The organism is Bifidobacterium mellis (assembly GCF_000967265.1).
Taxonomy (GTDB): domain Bacteria; phylum Actinomycetota; class Actinomycetes; order Actinomycetales; family Bifidobacteriaceae; genus Bombiscardovia; species Bombiscardovia mellis.
In genome coordinates this window covers 1,402,375-1,424,751 of sequence record NZ_KQ033885.1, presented here as the reverse complement: position 1 = coordinate 1,424,751, position 22,377 = coordinate 1,402,375, and the positions used below count along the sequence as shown (strand labels likewise).

The following is a 22,377-nucleotide window of genomic DNA, read 5'->3' as shown; positions in this document are numbered from 1 at the left end:
ACTCGGTTGGCGAACACAAGCCAGGGAGTGAGCAATTGGGTGACAGACATCAGCTGCGCATGACACGCCGTCGTCAAACCAAGCGACGCTGGCGGGTGGCCCTGGCAGCGCTTGTGGCTATCATGTTGGTCCTCGGCTATGCATGCATGGACTTGGCCGACCTGGCTCCCGGACCGCTGACCTTGGCCAAGACCAGTCATTCTTCGGTTCCCCCTGCGGTCATGATGGGCGAGCCGCCCACCCTGGTCGCAGACAAGCCCGGGTCCGCAGTGGATGCCGGCCAGGTCCAGCAGCTGGTCAACGCCTTCGCCGGCACGCCGGGCCTGGGCAATGCATACTCGCTGGTCGTGCGGCAGGCTGATGGACGGGTGCTGGCTCAGAAGAACGCCGACCAGGCGCGCCAGCCGGCCTCCACCATGAAGACCTTGACAGCAGCCGCAGCCGCCTCCGTTCTGGACATGTCCTCCCAGCTGGATACCGAGGCTGTTCTGAATTCCTCTGCCTCCTCACAGGCGACGCTGACCCTGCGCGGTCACGGCGATATGCTTCTGGGGGTCGGCGAGGACGATCCCCTGCACGTCAATGGCCGGGCCGGCCTGGGGACCCTGGCCGGGAAGACGGCCCAGGCTCTGCGCCAGCAGGGAATCAGCCGAGTGACCCTGGCCTACCAGGACACGCTCTTCGGCAAGGATCGTGCGCCGAAGGGAATCGAAGCAAACAATGCTGATGGAATCTACTTCCAGGAGCCTGTCGCTATGGCCGTGGATGAGGCCAGACAGGGGCGGAATGAGCCTTTTGCCTATCCGGACGCGGGCGGGGTCTACCTGCCCAGGGTCCAAAATCCGGCAGGAGCCGCTGCGGCAGTCTTTGCCAGCCGCCTGATGGAGTCCGGGATCCAGGTGGACAATGCCCAAGGGCCAGACCGGACCGACCATGCCCAGGGCAAGGTTCTGGCCAGTATCAGCTCGGCACGGCTCAGCGAGATCATGTCGCTGATGCTACGCAACTCCGACAACAGTCTGGCCGAGCTTTTCGGCCGTCTGACCGCTTTGGCCCTGGACATGCCCAACAGCCCGGCCGGGGCTGTGAAAGCCGTGACCAGTACGCTGAACAAGCTGGGCGTAGACACCACAGGCCTCAACATGGCCGACTGCTCGGGGCTGACCCCTGGCTCAAGCCTAAAGGTGGGCACCTTGGCGGACGTCCAGCAGCTGGCCCTGTCCGAGAAGGGGCTGACCCCCCTGGTCAAGGGTCTGTCTGTGGTGGGGCTGACCGGCACGGCAGCCAGGCGGAAAATAGACAATCAGGCCGACGGGCTGATCCGGGTCAAGACCGGTACTTTGGACCATGTGACTTCATTGGCAGGCAATGTGATTCGACGCTCAGGCGGTGTTCTGGTCTTTGCCGTAGTCGTCAACGATCCCGAGGATGTGGCTGCTGCCCGGCACGCTGTGGACACCCTGGTCGGATCCCTGGATCGGCTCTGAGCGGGAAGCAGCCTGGACCATGGTCTATTCAGCGGAGATGAAAAAGGCGGTGGGGCTCCTGCGTTCGACCCTGGACAGTGAGGGCCTGGGCCTGCAGGATAGGCGGTTCACCCATCACGGGGTTCACCGGCCCGATTCGGATGCCCCATTGATCCTGGTGGCCTGCTCTGGAGGCCGTGATTCGCTGGCTCTGGCCTGCGTGGCCCACCTGGTGGCCGATATGACCGGGCTGCGGTGTGGGGCACTGCTGATCGATCATGGTCTGGTGCCTGATTCGGATCGTATCGCCGAACGTGCGGCTGTAACCTGCCGGGAGCTGGGAATGGATCCTGTCCGCGTCACCAGAGTGAAGGTACCCGTCACTTCGGCCGGCCCTGAGGCCGATGCCCGTGCGGCCCGCTACCAGGCCCTCTCCGAGCAGGCCCTCGGGTTGGGTGCCAGGGCCGTTCTTCTGGCGCACACCCGTGACGATCAGGCCGAAACGGTGCTGATCGGCCTGATCCGCTCCCAGGGGCTGGAGGCCATCACCGGCATGGCCCGGCGTGTGGAACGTGGAGGAATGTGCTATCTGCGTCCATTCCTGGACCTGGACCGGAAGGATACCACGGCCATTTGCCGCCAGCAGGGGATCGGTTGGTGGGACGACCCCACCAACGGCGATGATCAGCCGGCTGGTTCCAAGCTTCCCGAGACGCTGCCGCTGCGCTCGCGGATCCGTCATGACCTGCTGCCTGCCTTGAATCGCTTCGCAGGCCGGGACATGGTCCGCCGACTGGCCCTGGGCGCGGATATGGCCCGTCTGGATCAGGATTACCTGGATTCCCAGGTGGATGGGTTGTTCCAGCGACTGGTGGCCTGCCCTGAAACGGACCAAAAGGCCGAAGGGGTGCTGGCCTGCTTGGATGCCCACGGATTGGCCGACTGCCACCCGGCCCTGCGCACCCGTCTGCTGGCCCAGGTGCTGACCAGGCTGGGCATACGGTTCACTGCCGTGCAGGTCCGGGCCCTGGATGATTTGGTCTGCCGATGGCACGGCCAGCAGGGCCCTCGCTTTCCCAGCTCCCATACAGCAATCCGTAAGGGTCAAGTCATTCTCATATGCAATGATGGAGACCATGCGCATCGCTGATATTCAATCCCATATCGACCATGAACTGGTGTCCAAGGAACGGATAGAAGAGCTGATCAACCGGACGGCCGAGCAGGTCAGCCGGGATTACCGGGGCAAGAACCCGATCATGCTGGCCGTGCTCAAGGGGGCTTTCAACACGCTCGCCGCCCTCTCACAGGCCGTCACCATACCGGTGCAGATCGAGTTCATGAGCATCTCCAGCTATCCGGCAGGCAAGACCAGCGTTTCCAGGGGGGACCTTGACATCAGGATGGATCTGGACTGCGATGTGCGCGGACGGCATATTCTGATCGTTGAGGATATTATCGATTCCGGCTACACCTTGCACTGGCTGGTCGAGCATCTCAAGGAGCGAGGAGCCGCATCGGTGGAGATCTTCACCCTGCTGGACAAGACCTCGCGACACGAGGTCGAGGTGGACGTCAAGTATCCAGGGTTCGCCATACCCGACGAATTCGTTGTGGGCTTCGGGTTGGATTACGACGAGCAGTACCGTAATCTCGACTCGATAGCCGTACTCAGGTCCGAGGAATACATGGACCCGACCCAGAAACAGGATCATCAGGATCAGGGGGAGCAGTCATGAGCTACTCGCAGGGACCGCAGCAGGGTCCGCCCAATGGGGGCAGGGACAACGGGGACAAGGGCAACAACCCCTTCAACTTCAATCTGGGCAACAACAGCTCCGGCCCCAACGGGGGCAACCGCTCCTTCTGGCGTTCCCCCTGGCTCTGGGGGATTCTGGCCGTGGTCATCATCCTGGCCATCTTCGGCTTCTTCAGCAGCCAGAACGGCGCTCAGACCATCAATACCCAGGATGGCCTGGAGCTGCTGAACGACCGCAGCAGCATGGTCAAGAAGGCCGAGATCACCGAGAAGATGCAGGTCGTCGAGCTCAAGCTCAATAGCGACTTCGTCAAGGATGTACCCGGCTTCCGCGGCAACCGCACCTCCAAGAACTTCGGCAAGGATGTGCAGTTCTACTACGTGGAGGCCCAGGGGGAGCAGGTTGTCAAGGCCGTCGAAAAGGCCAAGCCCTCCGAGGGGTACAACTCGGTGGTGCCGCAGACCAGCATGATGAGCTACCTGATCTCCTCCATCCTGCCCATGCTGATCATTCTGGGGGTCTTCTGGTTCCTGCTCTCGCGCATGTCTTCGGCGGCCGGCGGCGGCATGTTCGGCATGGGGGGCAAAAAGAACTCCGCCAAGCTCAGCGACGGACAGACACCCAAGACCAAGTTCTCGGACGTGGCCGGCGAGGAGGCCGCAGTCCAGGAGGTGGAGGAGATCAAGGAGTTCCTCAAGGATCCCTCCAAGTACAAGGCCCTGGGCGCCCGCATACCCCGTGGCGTCCTGCTCTATGGTCCCCCCGGAACCGGCAAGACCCTGCTGGCTCGGGCCATCGCAGGCGAGGCCAGCGTGCCCTTCTACTCCATGGCAGGATCAGACTTCGTCGAGATGTTCGTCGGTCTGGGCGCCTCCCGAGTGCGTGACCTGTTCGACGAGGCCAAGAAGAATGCGCCGGCCATCATCTTCATCGACGAGATCGATGCAGTGGGCGGCAAGCGCGGCTCCGGCATGAGCGGCGGCCACGATGAGCGCGAGCAGACCCTGAACCAGCTGCTGGTCGAGATGGACGGCTTCGACAACGACACCAACCTGATCATCATTGCAGCCACCAACCGCCCGGACATCCTGGACCCGGCCCTGCTCAGGCCCGGCCGGTTCGACCGTCAGGTGGCCGTGGAGGCCCCGGACCTGGAGGGCCGCGAGGCCATCCTCAAGGTCCACGCCAAGGGCAAGCCCTTCGTGCCGGATGTGGATCTGCACACTGTGGCCGTGCGTACGCCTGGCTTCACCGGCGCCGACCTGGCCAATGTGCTCAACGAGGCGGCTCTGTTGACCGCTCGCTCGGATGCCCAGCTGATCGACAACCGGGCCATCGACGAGGCCATCGACCGTGTGCTGAGCGGACCTCGGCGGCGGACCAAGGGCATGGCCCTGGCTGAGATGCGCAACACCGCCTACCACGAGGGCGGCCACGCCATGGTTGCTGCGGCCCTGCACCACACCGACCCGGTCACCAAGGTGACCATTCTGCCTCGTGGACGGGCCCTGGGCTACACCGCGGTCATGCCCACCACAGACCGCTACTCGCAGTCCCGCAACGAACTGCTGGACCAGATGGCCTACGCCATGGGCGGTCGCGTGGCGGAAGAGGTGGTCTTCCACGACCCGACCACCGGCGCCTCCAACGACATCGAGAAGGCCACCAGCATCGCACGGCAGATGGTCCTGCAGTATGGATTCTCATCCAAGCTGGGGGCCATCAAGTGGGCTGATGAGAACGACCAGGATGCCGGACTCGATGCCCTGAAGCCCCACAACTATTCGGAGAAAACCGCCGAGGCCATCGATGAGGAAGTCCACAATCTTATCGAGACGGCCCACCAAGAGGCCTGGCGGATCATCACCGAGAACCGTGACGTGCTGGACGAGCTCGTTCGGCAGCTGCTGGTCAAGGAGACCCTGAACAAGGACGAGCTGGCTGCGGTCTTCGCTGGTCTGCGCAAGGCTCCCGAGCGCCAGCTCTGGCTGTCTGCGCCGGATCGGCCGGACTCCGAGCAGCCCCCGGTGGAGATCCCCGAGGAGCTCAGGCGCAGCGTAAACGGGCCGTCCGCAACGGACCAGCACTGAATTCCGGATTGGCCCGGTGAAATGGATGTTCCAAGGCGAGGGAGGAGCGTACATCATGGATTCCATCCGTTTGAGTTCCATCAAGGTCGCACCCCTGCACGGCCAGCAGAAGCCTGGGTTGGGCTACCAGGTCGATGCCGTCCTTTACCTGGATTTGAGTGAGGCAGGCAGGCTCAACGACGGCACCCAGACCGTGGACTATGTGCAAATTGTCCGTCGGATCGTCAACCTGATCCAGAACGAGCCGGCTGATGAGATTCTGGAATCCCTGACTGCCAAGGTGGCTGATGCCATCCTGCTCTCCCACCAGATCCGCCGCACACGGGTCACGGTCACCCGTCTGGGTGCCGACCAGGGAACTGGGGTAGATTTTCAGGTGGGCGTCACCCTTGAGCGTGCAGCCGACGATCAGGTGGAAGGCAACCCTGCCAGCATGGAATCCGGGCGGGTTAGCAGCGGCGGGAATGCTTCTTTAGGGCATCCCTCCTTCCTGCTGTCTGGTCAGGCTGATTCTGGCCATGCGGCACAGGCCCGGCTGCGTCACCCCCTGACCTCCTCCACCCAGAGCGGCCTGTCCTCGGATCCGGATAGTGATAACGAAGCGTCCACTCAGCCGTCTGTTGGAGGAGCCAAGCCACAGGGCCTTCTGATGCGTGATGTGATTGCGCTGGAAGGAGCATCGGGAACCGACCGGTTGACCATGCTCCGTGCTCTTGCAGCCCTGGACGGAATTCCCGGCAGTCAACTGGTCGGCATCTCGCCCCTATATGCCTACCGTGATGATCAGGGGGATCAGCGTCTATCGGCTGTGGTTATTCTGCAGACGCCGCTGAATCTTGGTGAGCTGCGGTCGGCCCTGGACATGGTGGCCGCTCCTATCAGACAGATGGGCGGACTGGATGCCGATGTGGTTGAGGTGGAGACCTCGGACGGTTCGGTTCTGTCTTCCCGGGACCGCCCCCCTCTGCTGACCGCCGATGCTCCATCGCGCATTCTGATTCCCTGGGCCTATTTGGAGCCTGAACACTGCCTGCCTGGGGCTGGCGGATCCTGTCTGGCCAGCCTGGCCAACCGTGCTCCTGACCGTGACCGTATCAGCCTGGTCTCGGAGGACTGGATTCTGGACGGTCTGTCATGAGGGCCCGCCGCACCCCGCTCGCGCACTATCTGGTCGCCCTGGTTCTGGGCCTGATGGGAGGTGCCGGCATCTCGGAACTGGGCATGTCCACCAGGACGGACCTGATGGGGGTTCCCTGGCTGGTCAGTGTATTGCTATTCCTACTGGGGTTGGCCATCCTGATCATGGCCTTTCAGGTGCATCGCTACGCCAAGGGGGACCGCAAGCAGATGGATTTGCGCTTCGCGGTCAACGTGCTGATCATGAGCAAGGCCCTGGGCATTGCCTGTGCCGCCCTGTTGGGCTGGTACGGCAGTCAGGCCCTGATCAGCATGGGTCATGCAGGCGCGCCCTATTACACACGGGTCATGCAGGAGTGCCTGGTCGCCTCCCTGGTCTGTCTGCTCGATGTGGTGGCCGGAGCCGTGGGGGAGTGGCTCTGCCAGTTGCCCCCGGATGACGGGCCTGAGAACCCCGACCGTCGCAAGAAGTCCTCGCGAAGACCGATGGCCGATGCGGCCGATACCGCCGATAGGGCGGAGATAAAGGCCGATTCAAGCAAAAAGCACAGCTGAACAGCGTTCAAGGCCCTAACTGGGGACGTTTCTGAAGATAGCCGGCCTGCTGTCGACCAAGCTATTGATCCCTTGCTGGGGAAGAATATGCGATGACGTAGTGGAAGCTCAGTCTTTGGGCACCCTGATCATGGCCTCCTGAACCATGTAGGCGGCCAGGTCACCCTGGCGGTTGTAGACCTTGGCCATGCACAGGCTGCGGCCGTGGTCGGCTACAGGGGACTCCTGGATGAAGCAGTGCCAGTCACAGGGGTCCAGATCCTGATACCACCACATGGCATGGTCGATGGACGCGAAGGAAATCCCCGGGGTGGTCATGCTCAGCCCGGCACGGCGTAGGGCGGGCTCCATCATGATCTGATCGCATTCCATGGCCAGCAGGGCCCGGCGCATCAGCGGGTCCAATTCGGCTCTCCCCTGGGTACGGCTCCAAACGGCCTGGCGACTCCTGCTGTCATCCTTGGAATTTCCATGTTCTGCATCATCTGCATCGTCCAGCAGTACCGTGCCGCCGACATGACGCATATCGAAGGGACTCTGATGGGCGTAGTAGTCAGCGAAGGGGGACTTGTCAGCATAGGGTTCCATCAGCTCCCGGGAGCCAGGCAGGTCCTCCGGATCGGGCAGCCCCGTCGGCATGGGGTCGGCATAGCGGACGCCCTCCTGGCCGACCTGCTGATAGGAGAGCAGGGCGTTCAGGATGGTCCGTTCCCCCTGGTGCAGATCAACCCGTCGGGAGGAGAAGGAACGCCCGTCACGGATGGTCTCCACATCCGCCTGAACGTCCTGATCAAGCAGTCCAGTGCGCAGGTAATAGGCGTGCATCGAGTGGGGTAGTCGGCCTTCAGGCACGGTCCGCCCGCCGGCCATGATGGCCTGGCCCAACATCTGGCCCCCGTAGAGGCGGCCGGTGGGGAAGTCCAGCGATTTGCCCAGGAAACGGGAACGGCCATCGGCAGACTGCTGCTCCTGCAGGTTCAGCCCGGCGATGGCCTGGGCCAGTGATTCATCCTCGACGCTCATGCTTCTCCTTGGCCCTCGATCCCTTGTGATCTACTTTGTTCAGCGGGTCAGCTTGCGATGGATGCGGTGGGGCCTGGAGGCCTCCTCGCCCAGACGCTTGACCTTGTTCTCCTGGTAGGCCTGGAAGTTGCCTTCGAACCAGTACCAGGAGGCCGGATTTTCGTCCGTGCCCTCCCAGGCCAGGATGTGGGTGGCGATACGGTCCAGGAACCAGCGGTCGTGGGAGATGACCACAGCGCAGCCGGGGAAGGCCAGAAGGGCATTCTCCAGACTTTCCAGGGTCTCCACGTCCAGATCGTTGGTGGGCTCGTCCAAGAGGAGGAGGTTGCCGCCCTGCTTGAGGGTGAGTGCCAGGTTCAGCCTGTTGCGCTCGCCTCCGGAAAGGACACCGGCCGGCTTCTGCTGGTCCGAGCCCTTGAAGCCGAAGGATGCCACGTAGGCGCGGGTGGGCACCTCGACGCCGCCGACCTCGATGAAGTCCAGCCCTCCGGAGACCACCTCCCAGAGGTTCTTATCGGGGTCGATGCCCTCGCGGTTCTGATCCACGTAGGAGATCTTGACCGTGTCACCGACCTCCAGGGTGCCCGAGGTCAGCGGTTCCAGGCCCACTATGGTCTTGAAGAGCGTGGACTTGCCCACGCCGTTGGGGCCGATGACGCCCACAATGCCGTTTCGAGGCAGGGTGAAGCTCAGGTCGTCGATCAGGACGCGGTCGCCGAAGGCCTTGTGGATGTGCTCGGCCTCCAGCACCTTGGAGCCCAGGCGGGGCCCCGGCGGAATCTGGATCTCGGAGAAGTCCAGCTTCTTGTTGTTCCGTGCCTCGTTCTCCATCTGCTCGTAGCGCTCCAGACGGGCCTTGTTCTTGGCCTGCCGGGCCTTGGGTGAGGAGCGGACCCATTCCAGTTCGCTGTTGAGACGCTTGGCCAGCTTGGCATCCTTCTGGCCCTGGACCTCCAGACGCTTGGCCTTGGTCTCCAAGTAGGTGGAGTAGTTGCCCTGGTAGGGGTAGAGGTGGCCACGGTCCACCTCGCAGATCCACTCGGCCACGTTGTCCAGGAAGTACCGGTCGTGAGTCACAGCCAGGACGGCGCCCTTGTAGGTGTGCAGGTACTGTTCCAGCCAGAGGATGGACTCGGCATCCAAGTGGTTGGTGGGCTCGTCCAGCAGGAGCAGGTCTGGGGCCTCAAGCAGAAGCCGACATAGGGCCACCCGGCGGCGCTCGCCTCCCGAGATGACCGAGACCGGGGTGTCCGGGTCGGGGCACTGCAGGGCATCCATGGCCTGGTCAAGCTGGGAGTCAAGGTCCCAGCCATTGGCGGCATCGATCTGCTCCTGAAGCTGGCCCATCTCGGTCATCAGGGCATCGTAATCGGCATTGGGATCGGCCATCTGCTCGCCGATTTGGTTGAAGCGGTCGACCTTGCTCATGATGTCGCCGAAGGCCATGCGGATGTTCTCGCCCACGGTCTTGTCCTCGTCCAGCGGCGGCTCCTGCTGGAGGATGCCTACCGTATAGCCGGGGGTGAGCTGTGCCTCGCCGTTGCTGACCGTGTCCAGGCCGGCCATGATCCGCAGCAGGGTGGACTTGCCCATGCCGTTGGGGCCCACCACGCCGATCTTGGCGCCGGGCAGGAAACTCAGGGTCACATCGTCCAGGATGACGCGGTCGCCGAAGGACTTGCGCGCCTTGATCATCTGATAAATGAATTCGGCCAAGAAGCTACCTCACAGAACCATAGAAAGACAGTGCAAACTGCATTCATCGTAGTGGGAACTTCTGACTTATGCGCCGGGCTGATAAGCAAGGTCAGTAAGGCGGATGGCCGCCTATAAACAAGACCTATGACCAGACCCTGGTCCTGCCGCCTTGGTCGGGGTAGCCTTGAGTCGGCGTTCCCGCCCGGCATGCGCAGGTCAAGGAACGCCGGACGGGCCTTTGCCGGCTTGGGCGGGTTCCTTCCTATCGCTGTGCGCATGAGGAACGGACCGTCTGTTCTATGGCGGTCGTAAGGGAGTATCAATGACGGTGAAACAGCAACAGGGTCGGATTTCCGCTTCTCATCGGTTGCGCTGGAGGCCGCTTGACATTGCGGTCGGCGCCGGCCTGGGCGCGGTGTCGGGGTTGATCTACTGGTTGGCCAGCCTGCTCGCCTCGTGGATATTCCCGCTGATGACGGCCCTTCTTCCCGGGGCGGCGGCCCTTTTGCATGGGGTCTTCTACTTTCCCTGTACCCTGTCCCTGCTGATACTGCGCAAGCCAGGCGCGGCCGTCTACGTCGGCATCATCAGCGTCCTGGTCGAGATTCTGCCTGGCAACGCCTATAACGTGCCGATGATTATGGTGGAGGCCATCGTCGAGGCCCTCTGCGCGGAACTGGCCTTCGGAATATTCCGCTACCGCCGCTGGACCCTGGGAACGACCGTTCTGGGGGGTATCCTGATAGCCTTGGTCTATAACGCTTTTCTCCTAGCCTTCTACTATCAGGGGGTCTCCCTCCTCAGCCCGAGGGGGATCATCGGCACCATCTGCGAGCTGATCAGTGGAGTGGTTCTGGCTGGACTGGTCAGCTGGTTCCTCTTCCGGGCCATCGGCAGCACCGGTGCCCTGGATCGGCTGGCATCCGGGCAGGATGTTAGGCAGGTCTGAATATCGGCATCCTCGCCCAATCGACTGATTGACTATATCTTTCGTGACAAGGCCCGTACCGGGCAGGAAGGGTCCTATCATGACCAAGCTTCGTTCCTACATCGCAGCAGTGGTGCTTCCGCTCGTCCTGGCAGCGGGCGCCTGCGGCACCTCCCAGGCTTCCCAAGAAGACCGGATCGATCCACAGGCCGCCATCAGCGTCAACAATGCCGAGCCTACGGCTCCCCTGATTCCCTCCAGCACCAACGACACCGCAGGCTGGAAGGTGGTGACCCAGCTCTTCGATGGTTTGGTCACCTTCGATGCCAAGGGCGGGATGACCATGCTTCAGGCCGACTCGATTACTCCCAATGAGGATGCCAGCCGGTACACGATTGTCCTCAAACCGGGACTCACCTTCAGCGATGGGGAGAAGATCACAGCCAAGACCTATGCGGATTCCTGGTCCTTCGCGGCGAATGCGGCCAATGGACAGCTGGGGGCCTCGGCGTTTTCGACCATCGCCGGGTACGAGCAGGTGCAGGATGAGCATGGCGACCCCAAGGCTCCTCTGTCTGGTCTCCGGGTGGTTGACGACCTGACCCTGGAGGTGACCATGGACAAGCCGGATTCCTCCTTCCCCTACAAGGTGGGAGATGTGGCCTTCCTGCCGCTGCCGGCATCCGCCTACAAGGACATCAAGGCCTTCGGCAAGAAGCCAATCGGGAACGGGCCCTACCGCTTCAAATCATGGGTGCCCAATCAGGGGATCAAGCTGGAGAAGGATCCTGCATACAAGGGACCTCGCAAGGCTCGGAACGGAAGCCTGGAGTTCAGGGACTACCAGAGCCTCGATGCCGCCTATGCCGATATCCAAGCCGGTCACCTGGATGTGCTCGATACGGTTCCGGTCTCCCGCCTGAAAACCTTCCACACCGATTCGGGCCTGCAGCCTTTGATTAAGCCGGGTCCGGCCTTCCGCTCCCTGACCATCCCGCAAGGCCTGCAACATTTCCAGGGGCAGGAAGGCGCCCTTCGCCGGGCGGCCCTGTCATATGCCCTGGATCGTGCGAAAATAGCAGACAAGGTCTTCGCTGGTTCGGTTACGCCTGCCACTGATTTCCTTGCCCCGACCATCGGGGGGCATGCCTCCGATATCAAAGGCCGGGAGGTACTGAACCACGATCCGGACCAGGCCCGTAAACTTTGGAAGCAGGCTGATGCCATCTCTCCCTGGGAGGGCACGCTTCGCATCGCTTACAGCGCCGACGGGGCAGACAAGGACTGGGTTGATGCGGTTCTACATGAGTACGCCCAGGTTCTGGGCATCAAGACGGCACCGAATATCTTCCCGACGGGCAAGGAATTCAATACGGCGGTTCACAACCGTCAGGTCAACAGTATTTTCAATTCGGGCATCACCTCGGACTATCCCCACCCCGAAGGCTACCTGGTTCAGGGGTATGCCTCCAGCCAGGCCGATGGCAAGGGACTGAACAATGGGGACTACAAGAGCGCGGAATATGATGCCATCCTTTCCCGTGCCGCCTCCAAGACCGACCAGGACGAAGCCATGCAGGATTACCGCCAGGCCGAGGCCGTGCTCTTCAAGGATCTTCCGGTGCTGCCGCTCTGGTACAGGAAGGTCTCGGCAGTGGCCGGCAAGCAGGTTCGCCAGGCTCCTTTCGGATACATGGGTCTGCCTATCTACAACCAGGTCACCAAGTAGGTCCGACAACCCGGACCTGGCTGATGACGAGTCGTTTTGATACCATGACTCTGGCCGATATGTTCGGCGCGGGGCCTTAGCTCAGTCGGTTAGAGCAAACGACTCATAATCGTTCGGTCCAGGGTTCAAGCCCCTGAGGCCCCACACAAGCAAGCCTCGGAACCCTGAAAGTTCCGGGGCTTTATTGATAGATTGAATCGGGGAGACCAAGATGCCTCATCTCAAAGTCAATTGGGAAACTTTGGTGCAACACTGGTTCACGTCTTCAATGACTGCCAGTGGGCTGGTCAGGGTTTTGAGCCTCGAACTTTCTTGATAGTCTTAGTAGAAGGACAGCCCCGGCTATTGTCGGGGCCATCCTCTCGCCGCCTAGCTCTAGCATCCATGATTCACCGATGCAATATGTATGGCTTCACATGTAAGCCGGGGGAAAAGAGCTAGGCGCGTTTTTTATGTCGGATCACAGGACACCTTCGGTGTATATCCACTTTTCGGTGCCCCAAGCGTGCATACGTAGACAGCCATAAGATCTGCGCATGTCGCAATAATCCGGAAGCGTTTCCGCAGAAGCGCTAAGTATGAGAATTTATCAGGGAAAAGAATACGGGACGAGCTTGAGTCGGAGCCGTCGGCATATACCGGGAAACTATACGCATGTACATCTCCTCTGAGACTGAAAATAATTCAGCCCCTGTAGGTCCATCGTGTATACGTCCCCCGTATATCTGTTTTCAATCATACACCCTGGAGGGGGTGTGTCAAAGCTGAGCAGGGCGAGCCTAGGTGCTCTGATCAGGGCCTACAGCGGCATTGCGTATCGTATGCAAATAGCGGTAGACGCTGGGGGAGGAGATCCCTAGAGCCCGGGCAACCGTGTCCACTGAGCCCTTGACCAGAAAGACCCCTGACCCATCCAGTCGTGTAATAAGCTGCATTCGCTCCTGCAGGTTCATCCTTGCCGGAGAAATACCAAGCTCTGTGGCGAACTTGGCGATATTATGCGTAACCACTTCGTCTGCGTTGACGGAGAGGACTTCATGGACCGATTGGTCGGTTCCGGTCTCGGCCTCCGGTTCTTCTGGCGTGGCCTCATTGTCTTTCATCTCGGCAGTGGGATCGGCCAGTCCCAGAGCGTCCAGATAAGCGCTTGCCCGCCTGAGCTCTTGGCTGGCCTGTCGAAAGGCGGAATTGTCAAAATTGATGCAGAGAAAGCCGATCACCCGGCCTCTGGAATTCCGCACGAACAGGGTGGAGGAGACCACGGGATGCCCCTGAATGGTGTAGCCAGCGTAATGGGTCAGATAGTTGTGCTGGTCGTATTCGTGGTTTTGCCAGATGTGCCGGACCAGGTCGGTGGCGGGGCTGCCTATGGTGCGTCCGCTCAAATTGCCGTTGGCGATGGCAACCACCGAATGCGAGAAATCCTTGACGTTCTGAAGCACCACTTCCGTCTTGGGTCCGAGGATTTTACCCAGGAAGTCCACTAGCGGGACGAAAAGCTGCAGAGAAGATGAAACGGGCTTTGATGCTTTCATTCTGTCACCCCATCCACTGACTAAAGCCAGATAGTAGCATCGCTGCTCTGGTATTGGACGCAGACACTCGGACGGAGCCCACGGCTGTAGACTGGCGGAAGGTCGCTGCGAGCGCATCTGCACGGGATGAGAGGTTGACTATGACATACGATTTCACCAGCATCATGGATAGGCACGGCAAGGACGCAATCGCGGTTGACGGCCTGGGCGCCGAGCCTGGATTTGCCCCCGACCCTCCCAAGGAGGGCTTCGATGTCATCCCCATGTGGGTGGCCGATATGAATTTCCCCACGGTGCCGACCATACCCGAGGCCATCATCGAGCGTGCCAAGCATCCGGCCTTCGGCTATTTCAATCCCACTGACGAGTACTACGATGCCATCATCAACTGGCAGCGCACCCGTAATGGTGTGGAGGGCCTGACGGCCGAGGACATCGGCTATGAGAATGGAGTCCTGGGCGGGGTGGTCTCGACTTTGACGGCCTTCGCCGCACCTGGCGATGCAGTATTGCTCCACAGCCCTACCTATGTAGGCTTCACGTCCTGCATTGAGAATAACGGCTACCACATCGTGCACAGCCCCTTGAAGAAGGACGATAAGGGCGTCTGGCGGATGGACTTCGATGACATGGACCGCAAGCTCAAGGAGAACAACATCCATGTGGCGGTCTTCTGCAGTCCGCACAACCCCTGCGGCCGTGTCTGGGAGAAGTGGGAGATCGAGAAGGCCATGGAGGTATATAAGGAGAACGACTGCGTGGTCATCTCCGACGAGATCTGGTCGGATCTGATCCTGTCGGGCCACAAGCACATCCCCACCCAGTCGGTCAGCGAGGATGCCCGCAACAGGACGGCTGCCTTCTATGCACCCAGCAAGACCTTCAACCTGGCCGGGCTGGTCGGCTCCTACCACATCATCTACAACAAGTACCTGCGCGACAGGATTGTGGCCAAGGGATCCAAGGCCCACTACAACGACATGAACGTGCTGTCCATGCATGCCCTGATCGGAGCTTACAAGCCCCAGGGCCAGGAGTGGGTGGATGAACTCCGGCAGGTCCTGACCGGGAATGTGGACTACGCCTACGATTACATCCGCCAGCATTTCGGGGGAGTCGAGCTTTCCAAGCCCCAGGGCACCTACATGCTCTTCCTTGATTGCACGCAATGGTGCAAGGACCACGATCTCAACCTGGATCAGCTGCTCAAGCGTGCCTGGGATGTGGGCGTCGCCGTCCAGGACGGGCGGCAGTTCAAGGCTCCCTGCGCCATCCGTATGAACCTGGCCCTGCCTTTGAGCCGTGTCCAGGAGGCCATGGATCGTCTGGACAAGTACGTCTTCAACGCCTGAATGATCCCTTGATGATCATGGGCCCTCGCTGTCGGACTGAACCGATCAGCGTGGGCCCATCATATGCGGGCGAATCCTTGCTACAGAATCACTGGAATTGCATGCCGCCGTCTACGATCAGGGTCTGTCCGGTTACGTAGTCGGAGTCATGCCCGGCCAGGAAGGCCACGGCGTTGGCCACATCCTCCGGCTCGGAAAGCCGTCCCAGGGCGATGCCGTCCGAGAAGGTGGACATGCCCCACTCGTCATCCTTGCCGGCGTTGACCCCGACCTGATGAGCGATGTCCATCATCATGGGCGTCTTGACAATGCCGGGGGCGTAGGCGTTGGCGGTGATGCCCTCCTTGGCCAGATCGCGTGCAGCCACCTGGGTCAGGCCGCGGATGGCGAACTTGGTGGAGGAATAGAGCATCAGGTTGGGGTTGCCCACCACGCCGGCCTGGCTGGCGGCGTTGATGATCTTGCCCCCGTGGCCCCGATCACGGAAGGCCTGAACGGCGGCCTGCATGCCCCAGATGGTTCCTGCTACGTTGACGTGGTAGACCTTGTCGAACAACTCCGGGGTGATGGACTCGATGGGGGTGGTCGGTCCCAGGCCGGCGTTGTTGACAATCACGTTGAAGTCCCCCAGCTTGGTGGCGGTCTTCTCGACGGCCGAGCGCACCTGGACACGGTCGGTCACGTCCAGGGTGACGGCCATAGCCCGTCCGCCTGATTGATTGATGGAGTCGGCCACTGCCTGGGCCTTGTCCGTATTCATATCCGCCACGGCCACGGCGAACCCGTCCTTGGCCAGACGGCGGGCAATGGCCTCGCCGATTCCCTGAGCCGCCCCTGTAACGAACGCCACTTCCTGCTGCATTGCTGCCCTCCTTTGTCGCCTCGCCGGGCCGGTCGGTCCGACTGTTTGATTCTAGAGGACGCTCGACCGGCCCTCGGTTGATTGATTCGGCGTGTGGCGCAAGGGTGCCGTAATCTCTTCGGGTTGCGCTAGACTATTACGCGGTTGCCGGTTCACGTCCGCCACAGGGGCGGTCGACCCGGGGCCCTTGGATCTAGGAGTAACCATGAAGCAGGGAATTCATCCCGATTATCATCCCGTTGAGGTCACGTGCTCGTGCGGCAATACCTTCATCACCCGTTCGACCGCTCCCGGCGATCATATGACGGTTGATGTCTGCTCGCACTGCCACCCCTTCTACACCGGCAAGCAGAAGATTCTGGACACCGGTGGTCGCGTGGCTCGGTTCGAAGCCCGTTACGGCAAGAGGACCAAGTAGCACTTCCAACGCCAGTCCCTTCCGGGTCGCTCTGCTATGCCCGGTGGGGACTGGCGTTTTTTATGACTTGAACCATGCGGATAAGCGGACGGGAAGGGTGCAGATGAGCGAGGAGCAGTTTCCGGCGGCGGTGGCTGCCGTCGAGGAGTACGGTCGCCTGGAAAAGCAGATGAGTCAACCCGAAACGGCTTCAGATCCGGCGCAGATCCGCAAGTTGGGTCGCAGACATGCTGAGCTTGCTCCCATCGTTGAAGCCTATAAGGCCTACCAGAGCGCCTTGGAAGACAGCCAGGCGGCCGAGCAGATGGCACGGGAGGATCCTGACTTCGCGCAAGAGGCCAAGGCCATGACTGACCGGATACCGGACCTGGAGCAGACCCTGCGCACCGCTCTTATCCCGCGCGACCCCGATGACGGCCGCGACACGATCATGGAGATCAAGGCCGGCAGCGGCGGCGAGGAGGCGGCCCTCTTCGCCGGCGATCTGATGCGCATGTACGTGCGGTATGCCGAAAAACGTGGCTGGACCACCGAAATCATGAGTGAGAACCGTACCCAGCTGGGCGGTGTCAAGGATGCCCAGCTTGCCATTCGCGCTCGCGGCCAGGTGGCTCCTGCCGACGGTGTCTGGGCTTCACTCAAGTACGAGGGCGGCGTCCATCGGGTCCAGCGTATTCCCGTCACCGAGTCCCAGGGCCGCATTCAGACTTCAGCCGCCGGAGTCATCGTCTTTCCTGAGGCCGACGAGGACGACGACGAGATCGAGATCGACCCCAAGGACCTCAAGGTTGACATCTTCATGAGTTCCGGCCCGGGAGGACAGTCCGTCAATACCACCTACTCGGCTGTGCGCATGACCCACATTCCCACCGGCATCGTGGTCTCCATGCAGGATGAGAAATCCCAGATACAGAATCGCCAGGCTGCCCTGCGGGTACTCAAGTCCCGTCTGCTGGCCATGAAGCACGAGGAGGAGGCCGCCCAGGCCGCCGACATGCGCCATTCCCAGGTCCGTTCCCTGGATCGGTCCGAGCGTATCAGGACCTACAACTTCCCGGAGAGCCGGATCGTGGACCACCGAACCGGCTACAAGGCCTACAACCTGGAACAGGTGCTGGACGGCGACCTGCAGGCCGTTATCGACTCCGATATTCAGGCCGACGAGGCCCGCAGAATGGCATCACAGGGGTGAATCAGCAGGAGCATGGGACCAGTATGGCTGAGCTGGTCGATAGGGGCCATCGCCTGCTGGCCCAGGCCGGTGTGCCTACGCCGCTCAATGATGCCAGGCTGCTGCTGGCCGATGCCCTTGGATGCGATCTTCATCAGCTGGATCAGGCCCTGCTCTTGGACCGGACAGCTGAGGAACTGCTGACGAATGAAGGTGGTCGCAGACAAGCTGATGGTTTTCAGTCGGCGGCCCTGGACCGTTATCGGTCCCATCTGCAACGGCGGGCCGGACGCGAACCCCTGCAGTACATTCTTGGCCATGCCTACTTCCGTTATTTGGATCTCCGCCTGGGACAGGGGGTCTTTATTCCCCGTCCTGAGACCGAAACGGTGGTCCAGGCGGGAGTGGATGCCTTGACCAGGGTGGATCATCCACTGGCAGTGGATCTGTGCTCGGGCAGTGGGGCCATCGGCCTGTCCCTGGCCACAGAGGTTCCAGGAGCGCTGGTCCGGGCCGTGGAGGTCGACAAGGAGGCATATCGGTGGGGCGCGTTGAACGCCGCCGCTCAGGAGGCCGCCATCCGGGAGGTTGGATCCGATTATCGGCTGATGCTGGCCGATGCCGCAAATGCCGCCACCCTGTCTGATCTGGATGGCCGGGCGGATCTGGTCATCAGCAACCCTCCCTACGTCCCCATGGATGCGATTCCCAGCCAGCCTGAGGTGCGTGACTGGGATCCGGACCTGGCCCTCTATGGCGGTTCGCCTGACGGGTGTCTCTTGCCCTGCCGCATTCTGGACAGGGCCATGGTGCTGCTGGCTCCCGGCGGTCTGCTGGTCATGGAACATGATGCCTCCCAGGGGCCGGCCATGGTCGCTGCTGCACTGGAGCGGGGGTATGTTCGGGCACGCACTCATCGGGACCTGGCTGGCCGCGACCGCTATCTGACGGCCTGGCGGCCTGCCATGGTCCTGGGATAGATTGGTAGCTGGTCACATGAACATGTCGAGCCGAAAGGTCGTGATGCAGGGTATGAGCCGGGTGATGACCTATGACAGTCGCTCGCCGCAATTGCTGGCCCAGGTGGTGGCTGCCGGAGGACTGGCGGTCATTCCTACCGACACGGTCTATGGCATCGCCTGTGATCCATGCAATGATGCGGCCATCGATAGGCTCTTCCAGGCCAAGCATCGTCCCAGGACCAAGTCCATCCAGGTGCTGCTGGAGGGGGTCGAGGCCATGGACCGGCTGGATCTTAGCCTGCCTGCGCCTCTGGATCGCCTGGCCGACGCCCTGTTGCCGGGTCCCTTTTCGCCTATCGCCCTTGTGGGGAGGTCCTGCCCCCTGCGCACCCCTCGGATGGAGCCCGATGGTCCCACCCAGGCCGTCAGGGTTCCTGACTCGCCCATCTGTCGGGCGCTCCTGCAGGTGACCGGGCCTTTGGCCGCTTCCAGCGCCAACCGATCGGGCAATCCCAGCGTGGAGACCGTCCAGCAGGCCAGAGCCGAACTGGGTGACAGCGTCGACCTTTACCTGGACGGGGGGCCGACCCCGGGTTCAGTGGCCAGCACGGTGGTGGAAGCCGACAAGACCGATCCTGATGGGATACACGTGCTGCGGCAGGGTGTAATCGGCGAGGCCCGGGTCCGTGCCCTTCTGTCGGGCCGCTCCAGCGGAGGGGAGGGTCAGTGAGGGTATACCTGTTCATCGCTGCCATCGCTGGCGGGGCCACCTGGCTGGTCATGCCCATGGTCCGACATCTCGCCATCCGGGTTGGTGCCGTAGGTGTGGTCCGCGCTCGCGACGTACATAAGGTGCCCACCCCTCGGATGGGCGGCCTGGGCATGTTGATCGGCTTTGCCGTGGCCATGTGCTTCGCCTCCCGCATTCCCTTCATCACAGGCCTCTTCCAGTCCGGCCATCAGGCCTGGGTCATCCTGGCCGGGGCCGTGGCCATCTGCCTGCTGGGCATAGCGGACGACCTTTGGGACCTGGATTGGATGCTCAAGCTGGCCGGCCAGCTGTTGATTTCGGTCTTCGTCTCCTGGGGTGGTATCCAGATCATCTCCCTCCCACTGGGATCCCTGGTGGCGGCCTCGCCCAGCCTGTCCATGGCCATCACGGCATTCCTGATTGTGGCCTCCATCAATGCGGTCAACTTCGTGGATGGGTTGGACGGCCTGGCTGCAGGCATCGTGGCAATAGGAGGCATCGCCTTCGCCATCTACTCCTATATCATCGCCCGCATCTCGCCCGACTACGCCTCCCTGGCCACGCTGATCGACGTGGCCATGGTGGGCATTTGCGTGGGATTCCTCCTGCACAACTGGCATCCGGCCAAGCTCTTCATGGGCGACTCGGGATCCATGCTGTTGGGATACCTGATCACCTGCGCCTCCATTGTGGTCACCGGCCGGCTGGATCCGGCCACCATTCATGCCAGCATCTATCTGCCGGCCTTCATGCCCATTCTTCTGCCCATCCTGGTGCTTTTCCTGCCTGTTCTGGACATGTGCCTGGCCATCGTCCGAAGGCTCAGCCACGGGCAATCCCCCATGCACCCCGACCGCATGCACCTGCACCACCGTATGCTGCGCATCGGTCACACGGTTCGTTCCGCTGTCCTTATTCTTTGGGGCTGGGCCGCCCTGATCGCCTTCGGCTCGCTCTTTATCCTTTTCTTCCGTCTGCGATATGTCCTGATCGGTCTGGGCCTGGCCGCCATACTGCTGACCTTCGCCACCCTCTACCCCTACTACCGCCGTCGACTTCCCGAGATCAGGCGCGAGAACGCCCTACTTGCCGCCCAGGGCTCGCAGCATGCTGCCAGACCGCCTTGGCATCGCAGGAGCCGCCACGATAACAATGAGGACAGCTGATTCGCTGGATGAAACAGTACGGACACGATACTCTTAACGGTCAAGAAGCACTTGTAGCATGGTGCTATGGCTATGGAAAACCCACAAAGCGAACCCTCCTCCTACACTCAACTGCCCGACGCCTTCCAGAAAATCGGTCTGGCCTATGACGACGTCCTTCTGCTGCCCAACGAATCCGATGTCATCCCCTCCGAGGTAGACACCACCACCCGGCTGACTCGGAACATCACCATGAAGTCCCCGGTTCTTTCGGCCGCCATGGACACCGTCACCGAGGCCACCATGGCTGTGGCCATGGCCCGTAACGGCGGCATCGGCGTCCTCCACCGCAATCTCAGCATCGAAGATCAGGCCAATCAGGTCGACATCGTCAAGCGCTCCGAGTCTGGCATGATCTCCGACCCCCTGACCGTCACCCCGGATGCCACGCTGACCGACCTGGACAAGCTCTGCTCCACCTACAAGGTCTCCGGTCTGCCTGTGGTGGATCGTCGGCAGCGACTGGTGGGCATCATCACCAACCGTGACATGCGCTTCGTCAATCCCGCCGACTTCGACCGGCTCAAGGTCAGCGACATCATGACCAAGGACCACCTGATCACCGGTCCGTCCAACATCACCAAGGAGGATGCCCACCAGCTTCTGGCCAAGTACAAGGTGGAGAAGCTTCCCCTGGTCGATGACGAGGGCAAGCTGACCGGGCTGATCACCGTCAAGGACTTCGTCAAGACCGAGCAGTACCCCGAAGCCACCAAGGATGAGCGCGGCCGTCTGCGCGTGGCCGCCGCCGTCGGATTCTTCGGTGACGCCTGGCAGCGCATCACCGCCCTGGCCGATGCCGGGGTCGACATTCTGGTCGTGGACACCGCCCATGGCCATGCCAAGCTCATGCTGGATATGATTCGCCGGATCAAGGCTGATCATGCCTTCGACCATGTGGATGTGATCGGCGGCAATGTGGCTACCCGCGAGGGCGCCCAGGCACTGATCGATGCCGGCGTTGACGCGGTCAAGGTCGGTGTGGGCCCTGGCTCCATCTGCACCACCCGTGTGGTGGCTGGCGTGGGTGTGCCCCAGCTGACCGCGGTCTACGACGCCGCCCTGGCCTGCCGCCCTGCCGGGATCCCTCTGGTGGCCGACGGCGGAATCCATTACTCGGGAGACATCGCCAAGGCCATCGTGGCAGGGGCCGATTCGGTCATGCTGGGCGGTCTGCTGGCAGGCACTGAGGAGGCCCCTGGTGAGAAGGTCCTCCTGCATGGCAAGCAGTACAAGGTCTATCGGGGCATGGGGTCCCTGGGCGCCATGGCCCCTCGCGGCAAGAAGAGCTACTCCAAGGACCGCTACTTCCAGGCCGACGTCACCAGCTCCGACAAGGTGGTGCCCGAGGGCGTCGAGGGCGAGGTGCCCTACCGTGGTCCTCTCAACTACGTGCTCTACGAGCTGGTCGGCGGCCTGCATCAGACCATGTTCTACACCGGTGCCCGCACCATTCCCGAGCTGCAGCGCAAGGGCCGGTTCATTCGGATCACCGATGCCGGTCTGCGTGAATCGCATCCCCATGACATCGTCATGACCAAGGAGGCCCCCAACTACTCAGGCTTCCACAACTGAGCCTACATGGGCAGGTGATCGGCGCAGGATCTCATCAGGACCTGCGCCGATTGCATATCTCGTGCCCGTTACGGTCCGGTCGGACGGGCGACGATCCCTCCGTCGGTCACGTGCTGGCGGTATCTTGTAATGTTCCGTCCAAGGCGGCGGAAGGAGCGAT

19 protein-coding genes and 1 tRNA gene are annotated in these 22,377 nt (G+C 61.8%); 16 read left to right on the top strand and 4 right to left on the bottom strand.

Features of this window, described 5'->3' with window-relative positions; all coding sequences use genetic code 11:
* The first annotated feature begins 35 nt into the window (after window positions 1–35).
* Genes dacB through JF70_RS06050 form a run of 6 tightly spaced genes read left to right on the top strand, consistent with a single transcriptional unit; the run spans window position 36 to window position 7,008 of the window.
* Window positions 36–1,487, top strand: a complete 1,452-nt coding sequence (dacB, locus tag JF70_RS06075; RefSeq protein WP_052690778.1) for a D-alanyl-D-alanine carboxypeptidase/D-alanyl-D-alanine endopeptidase — start codon at window positions 36–38, stop codon at window positions 1,485–1,487.
* A 19-nt stretch (window positions 1,488–1,506) separates the two neighbouring features.
* Entirely contained in the window at window positions 1,507–2,616 is a 1,110-nt protein-coding gene (gene tilS / locus JF70_RS06070) for a tRNA lysidine(34) synthetase TilS (protein ID WP_045936192.1), read from the top strand.
* Entirely contained in the window at window positions 2,603–3,205 is a 603-nt protein-coding gene (gene hpt / locus JF70_RS06065) for a hypoxanthine phosphoribosyltransferase (RefSeq protein WP_156149620.1), read from the top strand. The genes tilS and hpt overlap by 14 nt, the downstream gene beginning before the upstream one ends.
* A complete protein-coding gene (gene ftsH, locus JF70_RS06060) occupies window positions 3,202–5,316 on the top strand; it encodes an ATP-dependent zinc metalloprotease FtsH (RefSeq protein ID WP_045935652.1) in 2,115 nt (704 codons plus the stop codon). The genes hpt and ftsH overlap by 4 nt, the downstream gene beginning before the upstream one ends.
* Window positions 5,317–5,371: 55 nt before the next feature.
* Window positions 5,372–6,454, top strand: a complete 1,083-nt coding sequence (locus tag JF70_RS06055; protein ID WP_045935651.1) for a dihydroneopterin aldolase — start codon at window positions 5,372–5,374, stop codon at window positions 6,452–6,454.
* On the top strand, window positions 6,451–7,008 hold the full coding sequence (locus tag JF70_RS06050) for a DUF3180 domain-containing protein (RefSeq protein ID WP_045935650.1): 558 nt from the start codon (window positions 6,451–6,453) through the stop codon (window positions 7,006–7,008). Before JF70_RS06055 ends, JF70_RS06050 begins: the two co-directional genes overlap by 4 nt.
* Window positions 7,009–7,116: 108 nt before the next feature.
* On the opposite strand, the gene JF70_RS06045 is transcribed toward JF70_RS06050, so the two are convergent.
* Together JF70_RS06045 and ettA are read right to left on the bottom strand one after the other, a co-directional pair.
* The gene (locus tag JF70_RS06045; RefSeq protein WP_045935649.1) at window positions 7,117–8,031 is read right to left on the bottom strand and encodes an acyl-CoA thioesterase; all 915 of its coding nucleotides are present in this window, start codon (window positions 8,029–8,031) and stop codon (window positions 7,117–7,119) included.
* A gap of 39 nt (window positions 8,032–8,070) precedes the next feature.
* Window positions 8,071–9,747 carry an energy-dependent translational throttle protein EttA gene (gene ettA / locus JF70_RS06040; RefSeq protein WP_045935648.1) on the bottom strand — a complete coding sequence of 559 codons (1,677 nt, stop codon included), beginning with the start codon at window positions 9,745–9,747 and terminating at the stop codon, window positions 8,071–8,073.
* Between the two features lie 304 nt (window positions 9,748–10,051).
* Here ettA and JF70_RS06035 point away from each other — a divergent pair, with 304 nt between their 5' ends.
* The 3 genes from JF70_RS06035 to JF70_RS06025 all read left to right on the top strand — a co-directional run bounded on the left by JF70_RS06035 (window position 10,052) and on the right by JF70_RS06025 (window position 12,530).
* Entirely contained in the window at window positions 10,052–10,678 is a 627-nt protein-coding gene (locus JF70_RS06035; RefSeq protein ID WP_045935647.1) for an ECF transporter S component, read from the top strand.
* A 79-nt stretch (window positions 10,679–10,757) separates the two neighbouring features.
* The gene (locus JF70_RS06030; RefSeq protein WP_045935646.1) at window positions 10,758–12,386 is read left to right on the top strand and encodes a peptide ABC transporter substrate-binding protein; all 1,629 of its coding nucleotides are present in this window, start codon (window positions 10,758–10,760) and stop codon (window positions 12,384–12,386) included.
* Between the two features lie 70 nt (window positions 12,387–12,456).
* Window positions 12,457–12,530, top strand: a tRNA-Ile gene (locus JF70_RS06025).
* A gap of 635 nt (window positions 12,531–13,165) precedes the next feature.
* On the opposite strand, the gene JF70_RS06020 is transcribed toward JF70_RS06025, so the two are convergent.
* On the bottom strand, window positions 13,166–13,921 hold the full coding sequence (locus JF70_RS06020; protein ID WP_045935645.1) for a helix-turn-helix transcriptional regulator: 756 nt from the start codon (window positions 13,919–13,921) through the stop codon (window positions 13,166–13,168).
* 140 nt (window positions 13,922–14,061) lie between these two features.
* Here JF70_RS06020 and JF70_RS06015 point away from each other — a divergent pair, with 140 nt between their 5' ends.
* Window positions 14,062–15,273, top strand: a complete 1,212-nt coding sequence (locus JF70_RS06015) for a MalY/PatB family protein (RefSeq protein WP_045935644.1) — start codon at window positions 14,062–14,064, stop codon at window positions 15,271–15,273.
* A gap of 88 nt (window positions 15,274–15,361) precedes the next feature.
* On the opposite strand, the gene JF70_RS06010 is transcribed toward JF70_RS06015, so the two are convergent.
* Window positions 15,362–16,135 carry a (S)-acetoin forming diacetyl reductase gene (locus JF70_RS06010; RefSeq protein WP_045935643.1) on the bottom strand — a complete coding sequence of 258 codons (774 nt, stop codon included), beginning with the start codon at window positions 16,133–16,135 and terminating at the stop codon, window positions 15,362–15,364.
* Window positions 16,136–16,340: 205 nt separating this feature from the next.
* On the opposite strand from JF70_RS06010, the gene rpmE reads away from it, so the two are divergent.
* From rpmE to guaB, 6 genes are all read left to right on the top strand, one after another.
* Window positions 16,341–16,553: a 50S ribosomal protein L31 gene (gene rpmE, locus JF70_RS06005; protein WP_015022244.1), complete on the top strand. Its 213-nt coding sequence runs from the start codon at window positions 16,341–16,343 to the stop codon at window positions 16,551–16,553.
* 103 nt (window positions 16,554–16,656) lie between these two features.
* Window positions 16,657–17,745 (top strand): peptide chain release factor 1, encoded by a 1,089-nt coding sequence (prfA, locus tag JF70_RS06000; protein WP_045935642.1) that lies wholly within the window; start codon window positions 16,657–16,659, stop codon window positions 17,743–17,745.
* 23 nt (window positions 17,746–17,768) lie between these two features.
* Window positions 17,769–18,704 carry a peptide chain release factor N(5)-glutamine methyltransferase gene (gene prmC, locus JF70_RS05995; protein WP_045935641.1) on the top strand — a complete coding sequence of 312 codons (936 nt, stop codon included), beginning with the start codon at window positions 17,769–17,771 and terminating at the stop codon, window positions 18,702–18,704.
* A 64-nt stretch (window positions 18,705–18,768) separates the two neighbouring features.
* Window positions 18,769–19,416, top strand: coding sequence for an L-threonylcarbamoyladenylate synthase (locus tag JF70_RS05990; protein ID WP_231578870.1), 648 nt, complete (start codon window positions 18,769–18,771; stop codon window positions 19,414–19,416).
* Window positions 19,413–20,603: an MraY family glycosyltransferase gene (locus JF70_RS05985; RefSeq protein ID WP_029678706.1), complete on the top strand. Its 1,191-nt coding sequence runs from the start codon at window positions 19,413–19,415 to the stop codon at window positions 20,601–20,603. Before JF70_RS05990 ends, JF70_RS05985 begins: the two co-directional genes overlap by 4 nt.
* Window positions 20,604–20,669: 66 nt before the next feature.
* Window positions 20,670–22,217 (top strand): IMP dehydrogenase, encoded by a 1,548-nt coding sequence (gene guaB, locus JF70_RS05980; protein ID WP_029678705.1) that lies wholly within the window; start codon window positions 20,670–20,672, stop codon window positions 22,215–22,217.
* Window positions 22,218–22,377: the final 160 nt, after the last annotated feature.